Here is a 10051-nt window from a genome sequence, read left to right as displayed (position 1 = left end):
TTGCGTCCATCACCCCGGTGACGATTTCGTCGCCGCACCGCATACTCGCGTCCAGTTGGCCTATGCTGCTGACAGCATGACGCTGGTCCATTTCCGAGGGATGTTCAATGTTCTACGTGCAACGCGATGCGCAAGGTCAGTTAGTGCGCGTGGAAGCCACGGCCTACGCCGAGGCCACGGAAACACTGCCGGCCGACCACCATGAAATCCAGGCCTGGTACGCCAACGAGGTCGTGGAAACCAGCCTCAAACAGCTCAAGCAGAGCGACCTGGAAATGATCCGGGTACTCGACGATTTGATCCAGGTGTTGACCAGCAAGGGGGTGATCCGCGTCACCGACCTGCCGCCGGCTGCACAAGCCAAGCTGATGGACCGGACCCAGGCCCGTGAAGCGTTGGGCGGGTTGAGCCAATTGATCGATGATGAAGAGACGGGGTTGATCTAACGCCCACCTTCTTCGTAGCCTGCGCTGACGCCATCGCGAGCAAGCTCGCTCCCACAGGGGATTCGGTTGTACGCACAAGTTGCGGTACGACACATAACCAATGTGGGAGCGAGCTTGCTCCGGGCGGCGATCCGACGATGGCGGCATCACCGACGACGCATTACTTCCAAGGCTTCGGCTCACCAAACAACTGCCCCTGAACCCCATACAACCCCATCTCCCGAATCACCAGCAACTCCCCTTCGGTCTCGACCCGCTCGGCAATCAATGGCAAATCGATGCTGTGCGCCGCCCGCTGAATCGCCTCGATGAACAGGCGCTTGTCGCTCTCCTGATCAATCGCCCGGATGTAACTGCCGTCGATCTTCAGATAAGCCAACCCAAGCCGCGCCAGGTTGCCGATCATGCTGAAGCGCCCGCCAAAGCGTTGCAGGCTCAGGGAGAACCCGAGTTCGTGCAGGCGTCGCGTCAGCTCTTCCAGCATGGCTTGCTCCGGCAACTGCTCCTCACCGATTTCCAGGGTCAATCGCTCCCCGAGATCCGAATGCTGACGCAGGATTTCGAAGACTTTATTCAACGCCTGCGGATCGGCCAGCGTCGCTGAAGACAGGTTCAGCGCCAGCGACTCTTCATGATCGGCCATCTGCTCAAGCACCAGCTCCAGCATCAGCCGATCAAGCCGCGCGGTCCAGCCAAAGCGCTCAAGCCACGGCAGGAAGCGCCCGGCGGGAATGGTCTGGCCCTCATCGTCGATCAAACGCGACAGCACCTTGTAATGCAGCACCAGTTGCGTGTCCTGGCTAGCCACGACCGGTTGGAAATACAGCTGGAACCGCCGCTGATTCAGCGCCTGATCCAGCAAGTTGTTCCAGGCGTGATGGTCATCGCCGACGCTAACCGAGGCGCTGTGATCGAGGCACGCCCAGCTCTGTTCTCCCTGCCCTTCAGCCTGAGCCAACGCTTGATCGCCCAGCCCGAGCACCGCTTGCGGGGAGTCACCATGAATAAACGGCGCCAGCCCGATCGAGGCCACCGAGGCCACGTCGGTGGCACCCGTCGCGTGCAGGCTCGCCAAGGCACTGTCGAGGTTCTGCGCCAGTTGCAGCGCTTCTTCGCGCACCAGACCCGGCGCCAGCACGGCGAACTCACCGCCGCGAATCCGCGTCACGAGGTTCAGGGTTTCCGGGTATTTGGCACACTCTCGGGACAGCTGCTCGCCCACCGCTTTCAACAACTGGTCAGTGCGTTGACCGCCCAGCCGCTGGTTCAACCCGGCAAGGTCCCTTACCCGCAATAGCAGCAAATAACCGGAGCTCGCCTGCTCCGGATTGCTCACTCGGGCGTTCAATTGCATTTCGAAATAACGACGGTTGGCCAGCCCCGTCAGGTTGTCCTGATAGGACTCGGCTCGCAGTTTTTCACTGCGCTCGGCCTGTTCCTGGAACAGCGCCTTAAGCTTCTCGACCATTTGGTTCATGGCCTGTACGACACGCCGCAGTTCCGGCGTGCGCGGCAGTTGCGGCAGGCTGAGGAATTCGCGGCGAGCGATGGCGTGGGATTGCTTGACCATGTAATCCAGCGGCTTCAGTTGCCGGCGCAACAACAGCGCGCCCAGCACCGCGCTCACCGCACCGCAGATCAGCAACCAACCAAGACTGCCCAGCGCGCTCTGCCAGAGTTTGGCCAACGCGAACATCGGGTGGCTGACCACCTCGACCCGCGCCGCCTGTTCCCAGCCACGGCTGACGAGGGCATCACCACCGGCCGCTTCCAGCCCGATCATTTTGACGAACCAGTCCGGCACGTTGTTCACCGCTGGAATGCCGCTGCGCTCGACGATGGTCTGATCGGTCTTGAGGTCGACCACGCGGATGCTCGCGTAATAACCGCTGTCGAAGATCGAACTGACCAGCAACTCGACCATCGCCGGGTCGTCGATGTTCGGCGTCAGGGACAGTGCCAATGCGGTCGCGGCGTCTTGGGCGTGGGAGCGCAACTGGTTGACGTATTGGGTGCGCGAGCTTTCCAGGCTGACCACGAAGCTACCGGTGAAGGCGATCACCAGGAACAGACAGATAGCGATCAACAGCTGTTTGAACAAGGACATCTGAGCGCGTGCTCCTAGTTAGTCGTCTCGACCGGGAAACCTTCGGCCTGCATTTTCTTCAACACATCCTGCCAACGAGACAGGCGTTTGGTGTCACCGACTTTCTTGTTGCCCTTGGCGCCCGGCAACCACAACCCTTCGGCATTAAAAGAGTAGACCGGCAGCAAATCGGTTCGTTGGCTGGCCGGTTTGATCGCATCGATCAGGCTGTCGAGTACCAGCGGCATGGCCTCGGGGCTTGAGTAGTAGGTCAACACCATGTGCGCCCGATTCAGGCGCAAGGCCTTGACGTAAGTGATGCGCAGCTTGTCACTGGCGACGCCGAGACGACGCAGGCTGAAATACTTGGCGATCGCGTAATCTTCGCAATCGCCGGCGCCCTTCCAAAGTGCCTCGATGGGTGTTTCCCAGTAATCGACCTCGTGCCACAGGTCGATGTCTTCCTCGTAACGCATCTGTTTGTTGAAGAACTGGTTGACCACTTTAAGCTGTTCGAGCTCGCCAACTTGCTTTTGCGTGACCAATAAGTGCTGCCAGGCATCAATGCGTGGCTGTCCTTCGCCCAATGGCCCGTACAATGCCTGCGCGCGACGGCTGATCAGCGAAAAATCCCAATCGGCATGCAGCCCGCCCAGCATAACGCCGGCCAGCAGCAACGCGCAGCACAGCCAGCGCAAAGTCCGAGGGATCGCGAAACGTACCGCCAATGCGAGGCATCCAGATGAGGCAGGTGGAAATCGGTCGATGGTGCAGGTTAGTCCGGTAAAAGACAATGGCACGGTGAGATCACTGCTGGCGCGCTAAACTTGGTATGGCAGGTGTCATTAAAAACATCGGGGCCCCGTCAGGGTGCGAGCTTTTGTCCGTTTGACAACCTGTCAGGCAGTCACTACGGTCCTCTTGGATCCGAAATTCTTTCAGTCAAACAGGGTGCGTAGTTGTGACACAGAAGCTCAATCCTCTGAACAGCATCAAGGTCAACGGGCCGATTCCCGCTCACTTGGCACGCTCGGTGATCGAAGAAACTCTGCGTTCGGCCATTCTCGACGGGCGCATTCCCTGCGGCACCGCCCTGCGTCAGCAAGATTTGGCCGATCTTTTCGGTGTCAGCCGCATGCCGGTGCGCGAAGCCTTGCGCCAACTCGAGGCCCAGGCGTTGCTCAATGTGATCGCTCATAAAGGCGCGGTCGTCGCACCGCTGGTTCAGGGCGATGCCGTGGAAACCTATGCGCTGCGGATCCTGCTGGAATCCGAAGCGCTGCGCCTGTCGATCCCGTTGCTCGAGAAGGAGGATTTCGAGCAGGCCGCCCGTCATATCGACGACATGGAAACGGAAAACAACTACACCGAAATCGGCCGGCTCAATCGGCAATTCCACATGGCGCTGTACTGCAAGGCGCCGAACCAACGGCTGTTGAGGCTGGTGGAAGACGGATTGAACGAAGAGGAGCGCTTCCTGCGCTTCAACCTGGAAGCCATGGGACTGGGCAAACTGTCCCAGGAAGACCACCGGGCGCTGTTGCTGGCCGTCGAAGACCGGGACGTCGAGCGCGCGGTGAAGATGCTCGAACATCACCTCAACCGGGGCGTCGAGGTCATCACACGCTACCTCAATAGCCCTGAAGCGCTGAACAAGAAAACCTCCAAGTAAACCGCGCCGGCAAGCGAGAGCGAGCAGATCGAACTGCTCGCTCTCGCTTGCCGCGCTGCGCTACGCCCCTCTCCAAAGCCCCGCCCTCGATTTACCCCTCTCAAGACCAACAATGACTCCGAGTCGATGACGCGCCGGTGATAGCGGCTGTCGTGATTTACGCTCACTCTTGGGCTGCCAACAAATAATGAACGGGCGACGCACCGCACGAACGGCGCAGTCCCCGCATCAAGAACCTACGGAAGGAGTCTTGCCACGGGAAAGGAAGAACCGGCGTTGATCCCAGCCAACTTCCGCCCCCTCAGTCCCCGTCAACGATTCAGTTAGAAAGTTGCTTCGAGTGAGGCATTCACTCTTCATTTCAATTCTGACTTATATAAGCCGGAAGGAGTAACTACATCCAAATAAAACTCAACTGAAAAGTTTTATTGGAACTTGTCGCGCGCAAGAAAGTTGAACTTTCAAATAATATAAAAATAACTTGCCCGACACTTTATTAGTGTATTAGTTTTTCTTCGCCGCCTTGAATACGGGCGCCAGACCGTCACTTAACGACTTAATGCAATTCACTCTATCAATTCACTCTATCAATTCGCTTGAGGCATCCGCTCGCCAACAAAAGTTCACACTAACCACCGCTTACTTATCAAACACCCCCAACGGAATTTCCAGTTCACTTATAGGCTCGCCCATGAAACCGACTAAAGACCGCCTCAACCAGAAGAAAGCAGAACTTAGCGCTCATCCGATCTTTTCTGAAATCAACTCGCTGTCGGTATTGCAACGTTTCATGGAATCCCATGTGTTTGCAGTATGGGATTTCATGTCACTGACCAAACGCCTGCAGCAGGAACTGACCTGCGTTCAGCTGCCCTGGCTGCCACCCCGAGATCCGCAGGCAGCGCGCTTGATCAACGAGATCGTGCTGGGTGAAGAGTCCGATGATCGTCCGGCTCACGGTCACTACAGCCATTTCGAGTTGTACCTGGATGCGATGCGCGAAGTCGGTGCCAGCACGGTCGCAGTCGAGCGCTTCGTGACGCTGCAAAAGGAGGGGGTGAGCTATGACGTGGCACTGCAAAGCGTGGACGTCGACCCGGCCGCCGCACAGTTTGTGCGCCATACCTTGCACACCGCGCTGCATGCGCCTGGCCATAGCGTTGCGGCGGTGTTCCTGCATGGCCGGGAGAGTGTCATCCCGCAGATGTTCCAGCGGATCCTCGATGATTGGGGCATTGGTCTGGATCAAGCGCCGACCTTTCGCTACTACCTTGAGCGCCACATCGAAGTCGACTCCGAAGACCACGGCCCGGCAGCGGAAAGACTTCTCGCCCGGCTGGTCGATGGCGATCCGCAACGCGAAGAAGACGTCTACGCCAGCGCCATCGCTGCCGTGGAAAGCCGCATCGCCCTGTGGGACGGCCTGCGCCTGAGCATGAGCGAACCGGTTGCCGAGGTGAATGCATGAACGCCGCTGACTACCAATCCTTCGCCGACGCCTGGGAAAGCCGCGCGACCATCCGTACCCGCCCCCGGCGCGTGCTGGAGAACGACGACAAGCTGATCTATCCGTTGAGCCGCCAACCGTTGGTGCTGAGCGAAACCTTCCTGCGCGAATGCCCGGAGCAACGCGACTTTGCGCTGGTGCAGACGCTCTACAAATTCATCAACGACGTGGTGATTTTCGAAACCGAAATCGTCGACAAGACCGCCCGCAGCATCGCCAAGAATCGCTTCGCCGTGGCCTTCCCGTTTGCCTGCCGCTACGACGCCATGACCGTGGTGGTGGACGAGGATTACCACGCGCTGGTGGCGATGGATTTCATGCAACAGACCGTCGCCATGACCGGCATCACGCCCATCGAACTGCCGGATGAAATCGAACTCAGCCGAGCCATTCCAGCGGCCGTGGCACTCGCGCCGGAACACTTGCGCAGCGCCGTGGAATTGATCTGCGTGGCCATCGCCGAGAACACCGTGACCGGCGATGTTGCGGCGTTCGCCAAGGACGACACGGTCAAGCAGTCGATCAAGGGCCTGATGGCCGACCACTTGCTCGACGAAGGTCGCCACTCCGGATTCTGGGCGCGGCTGGTGCGCATCTACTGGCACACGGCGAGCGAAGCAGACCGCCAATGCATCGCGCATATCCTGCCGGTGTTCATCGGCCATTACCTGACCAACGACATCCAGAAGTCGTTCGACTTCCGCCTGATCGAATCCTTGCAGATCACCGATGGCGCACGCCACGCACTGAAGAGCGAAGTGTCGGGGCTGGCCTTCCCGATCAATCGCCATCACCCGCTGGTCGCCAACATCGTGCGGTTTTTCCGCAGCAGTTCGCTGCTCGATTCGCCGTGCGTGCAAGACGCCCTCAGCGATTACCTGGTTTAACGAGGAGCCCATCATGAGACGTCTCGACATTCTGCTCATTGGACAAAGCCAGGCCCTGACCGACCTGGCGCTGGAACTTGAACAACACGGTCACTCTCTGGTGCGCCTGACAGCCGTCGACGAGCAGCCGTTGGGTAACGCTGATTTGCTGATCGACGACGCCAGCCTGCCTGTTCAAGACGTCGGCGATGCACCGCGACTGACGCTGCAACTGGGTATCGGTGTGCCTGGGATTTCTGGCCTGCCGCCGTTGGACCTGCTGTGCACATACGGTTCGACGCTGTTCACTCGCGTGCCGATCACCGACGAACCTTCGGGCAATGGCCAGGCATTGCGCCTGCGTGCAGTGACGGAATTGGTCGATCACGTGGCGCTGCTGGTCAGCCGTTACTCTCGCGATGCCGACTATTTTCTACTGGCTGAGCCTGTTGCTCCCGCTCGCTTCGAGCACGTGGAAAACTTGCTCTACTTGGATAACCTGGCGTTTTTCCATCGGCTCAACCTCACGGCGGCACCCGCGCTGCTGGCGCTCAGCCAAATCCCGATGATCGAGCGCCTTGAGCGGCGCTTCATCCAGTGTGCCGAACGACCCGCGCTGAACATTGCCGGCACATCCTTGAGCTATCGGCAATTGCACGCCCACAGCCGCGCGATCCAGCAGCGATTGCTGCCGTTGCTCGCTCAGCATCACGGGCCGTTGGTGATCGGGATCTGCCTGCCAAAATGCAGCGCGTTGTATGCGGGGATTCTCGCGGTTCTTGGCAGCGGCGCGGTGTACCTGCCGCTGGAGCCGAGCCATCCTCTGCAACGTCAGCAGTACATTCTGGAAAACGCCGGAGCAGTCTTGCTGCTGCATGACGGTGAGCACCCGCTCGCGGCGCAAATGCCGGGACTCGACATCAGCCGCATCGACATCGGTGATGTCGATCTCGATCAACCCTTGATGCGCCAACGACCCGATCCAGATGCGCCGTGCATGGCGCTCTATACCTCGGGCACCACCGGCCATCCCAAGGGCGTGTTGCTCAGCCAGGCCAACCTGGCGCACTTCACCGCGTGGTACGCCGACTATGTGCAGCTGAGCGAGCACAGTCGGGTGCTACAGTTTTCATCGTTGAGTTTCGACTCGTCGCTGATCGATATTTTCCCGACCCTGCTCCAGGGCGCCGAACTGATCGTGCCCGGCGACGATCAGCGCCGCGATCCGTTGCAACTGGTCGAGCTGATCCGCCATCAACAACTGAGCCATGCCTTTTTGCCACCGGCGTTGTTGAGCATCCTGCCGCTGGATCAATTGCAATGCCTCGATCACGTGATGACCGGCGGCGATGTCTGCGAACCTTATGTCATCGAGGAGCTCACCCGTCAGGGCAACCTCTACAACCTCTATGGCCCGACCGAAGCGACGGTGTTGATTACCGCGCGGCAACTGCGCACCGGCGACAGCAACCGCACCCTCGGCGCGCCAATTGCTAACAGTCAGGTGCTGATTCTCGACGAGGAATTTCAACCGGTGGCCGAGCAGACCGTCGGTGAGTTGTACATCGTCGGGCCGGGCGTGTGCCTGGGTTACCTGAACAACCCGCAGCAGACCGCCGAACGTTATCTGAACCTGAACCTGCCGAATGGCCAGAGCCTGCGCGCCTATCGCACCGGCGACATGGCGAAGTGGACTCGCGACGGCATCGAGCTGTGCGGACGGCGGGACAATCAGGTGAAGATTCGCGGCTTTCGCGTCGAGCCGGAAGAGATCGAACGCTGCCTGCGCGACAGTCGGTTGTACCGCCAGGTGGCAGTGGTCATCGACAGCCATCGACGGATTCTGGCCTTCCTCGCGCAGCCTCAGGAGGATCAACCCGGCACCGCTCGCGAAGCCCTGAAGGCTCACGCGACACAGTTTCTACCGGATTACATGCAGCCCACCGCATGGACCGAACTGCCAAGCATGCCATTCGCCAGCAACGGCAAGGTTGACCGCAAGGCGCTGCTGGCGATGCCCGTGAAGGTGTCCGAAAACACGTTGCGGCGCTTGCCCGCCAGTGCCGATGAGGCGCTGTTGTTGGAGATCTGGACTGAATTGCTGGAGCTACCGGCCAGCGATATTTCCACCGATGAAAGTTTCTTCAACCTGGGCGGCCACTCGATCCTGCTGTCGCGCATGCTGTTGCGTCTGCGTGAGGAGTTCGGTCGCAGCATCTCGATCAATCGCTTCATCGAATTGCCGACCATCGCGAAGTTGGCGACCTTGGTGCGCGGCTCCGGCACCGAAGAAGTCTTGAGCGAAAAGGCCTTGGCCGATGCTTTCCGCGAACTGGATATCCAGCCGTTGCCAGTCAACCGCATGGGCGATGTGCATCGGGTGATCGTTACCGGCGCCAACAGCTTTGTCGGCGTGCACATCGTCGAAGCGTTGCTCGCCTGGGGCGCCAGCGAAGTCGCCTGCCTGGTGCGCGATGGTGGTGGGCAATCGGCGGCCGAGCGTTTTGCCCATGCGCTGCGAGAAAACCGTCTGGAGCATCTGGACCTGAGTCGGGTGCGGGTTTATGCGGCGGACATCACGCGTCCGTCATTGGGGCTCGAAGCGGATGTTTACGAGCGACTGGATCGGCAGTTCGGCGCGTTGGTGCACAACGCCGCCAACGTCAATCACGTACTCGATTACGAGTCGCTGGCGCGGGACAACGTCGAGCCGATTTTCGAGTGCCTTAGGTTGTGTGAAGGGCGCAGCAAAAAAATCTTCAACTTCGTCTCGACGCTCTCGGCGTCCAGCACGATTGCCGCCGATGGCCGGGTACTGGAATTGCCCGCCGCGCAGACCCCGCCGATCTACATCAAGAACGGCTACAACCTGTCCAAATGGGTCGGTGAGCGGATCCTCGAACGGGCTCGCGAGCGTGGCGTACGGGTCAATCTTTATCGCCCCGGCAACATCAGTTTCAACAGCCTCACCGGTGTCTGCCAGCCTCACAAGAATCGCTTGATGCTGATGCTCAAAGGCTCGATCCAGCTCGGCCAGGTGCCGGAGTTCGCGCTGAACTTCGACCTGATGCCGGTGGACTTTCTCGCCCGGTTCATCGCCTTCCATGCCAGCCGTTATTCACCCGAAAAAGCGGTGTTCAACCTGCACAACCCCGAGCCTCTGAGCTGGGACAACTACGTCGCGTCATTCCGTGAGGCCGGTCGGGAGTTTTCCATGGTCAGCGTCGCCGACTGGCAGCAGCAACTGGGCCGGGTCGACAGCGACAACGCGTTGTTCGGCGTGCTCGGTTTCTACCTCAACGGCTTCGAGGAAGACATCGGCGACATCTCAATGATCGGCCACGCCAACGCCCAAGCGGGCGTGCGGCAGATGGGCGCGCATTACCCGGAAAAATCCCCGGCGCTGCTGCGTCGCGGCTGCGACTACCTCAAAGAAATCAATTTCATCTGATTCAACCCAACCCCAAGAATGGA

General features: G+C 59.6%; 7 protein-coding genes. 5 read left to right on the top strand and 2 right to left on the bottom strand.

Features of this window, described 5'->3' with window-relative positions; all coding sequences use genetic code 11:
• The first annotated feature begins 107 nt into the window (after positions 1-107).
• Complete coding sequence (locus ACA056_RS00655; protein ID WP_497269739.1) at positions 108-446, top strand: tryptophan synthase subunit beta; 339 nt, start codon at positions 108-110, stop codon at positions 444-446.
• Positions 447-606: 160 nt separating this feature from the next.
• On the opposite strand, the gene lapD is transcribed toward ACA056_RS00655, so the two are convergent.
• On the bottom strand, positions 607-2553 hold the full coding sequence (gene lapD / locus ACA056_RS00650) for a cyclic di-GMP receptor LapD (RefSeq protein WP_497269737.1): 1947 nt from the start codon (positions 2551-2553) through the stop codon (positions 607-609).
• A gap of 14 nt (positions 2554-2567) precedes the next feature.
• Positions 2568-3260 carry a cysteine protease LapG gene (gene lapG, locus ACA056_RS00645; RefSeq protein WP_497269735.1) on the bottom strand — a complete coding sequence of 231 codons (693 nt, stop codon included), beginning with the start codon at positions 3258-3260 and terminating at the stop codon, positions 2568-2570.
• Between the two features lie 233 nt (positions 3261-3493).
• On the opposite strand from lapG, the gene ACA056_RS00640 reads away from it, so the two are divergent.
• From ACA056_RS00640 to ACA056_RS00625, 4 genes are all read left to right on the top strand, one after another.
• Positions 3494-4204 (top strand): GntR family transcriptional regulator, encoded by a 711-nt coding sequence (locus ACA056_RS00640; RefSeq protein WP_497269733.1) that lies wholly within the window; start codon positions 3494-3496, stop codon positions 4202-4204.
• A gap of 691 nt (positions 4205-4895) precedes the next feature.
• Entirely contained in the window at positions 4896-5672 is a 777-nt protein-coding gene (locus ACA056_RS00635; protein ID WP_497269731.1) for a DUF3050 domain-containing protein, read from the top strand.
• On the top strand, positions 5669-6598 hold the full coding sequence (locus ACA056_RS00630; RefSeq protein WP_497269729.1) for a diiron oxygenase: 930 nt from the start codon (positions 5669-5671) through the stop codon (positions 6596-6598). The genes ACA056_RS00635 and ACA056_RS00630 overlap by 4 nt, the downstream gene beginning before the upstream one ends.
• A gap of 13 nt (positions 6599-6611) precedes the next feature.
• Positions 6612-10028 carry an amino acid adenylation domain-containing protein gene (locus ACA056_RS00625; RefSeq protein WP_497269727.1) on the top strand — a complete coding sequence of 1139 codons (3417 nt, stop codon included), beginning with the start codon at positions 6612-6614 and terminating at the stop codon, positions 10026-10028.
• Positions 10029-10051: the final 23 nt, after the last annotated feature.

Source organism: Pseudomonas sp. LBUM1666 (genome assembly GCF_059695775.1).
Note: the sequence above shows the minus strand (reverse complement) of the source record. Positions and strands in the feature narration are given on the sequence as shown.

Excerpts from the sequence above, each read along its gene's own strand:
- ACA056_RS00635 (WP_497269731.1), top strand. The coding sequence starts at position 4,896 with ATGAAACCGACTAAAGACCGCCTCAACCAGAAGAAAGCAGAACTTAGC.
- ACA056_RS00630 (WP_497269729.1), top strand. The coding sequence starts at position 5,669 with ATGAACGCCGCTGACTACCAATCCTTCGCCGACGCCTGGGAAAGCCGC.
- ACA056_RS00625 (WP_497269727.1), top strand. The coding sequence starts at position 6,612 with ATGAGACGTCTCGACATTCTGCTCATTGGACAAAGCCAGGCCCTGACC.
- ACA056_RS00655 (WP_497269739.1), top strand. The coding sequence starts at position 108 with ATGTTCTACGTGCAACGCGATGCGCAAGGTCAGTTAGTGCGCGTGGAA.
- lapD (WP_497269737.1), bottom strand. The coding sequence starts at position 2,553 with ATGTCCTTGTTCAAACAGCTGTTGATCGCTATCTGTCTGTTCCTGGTG.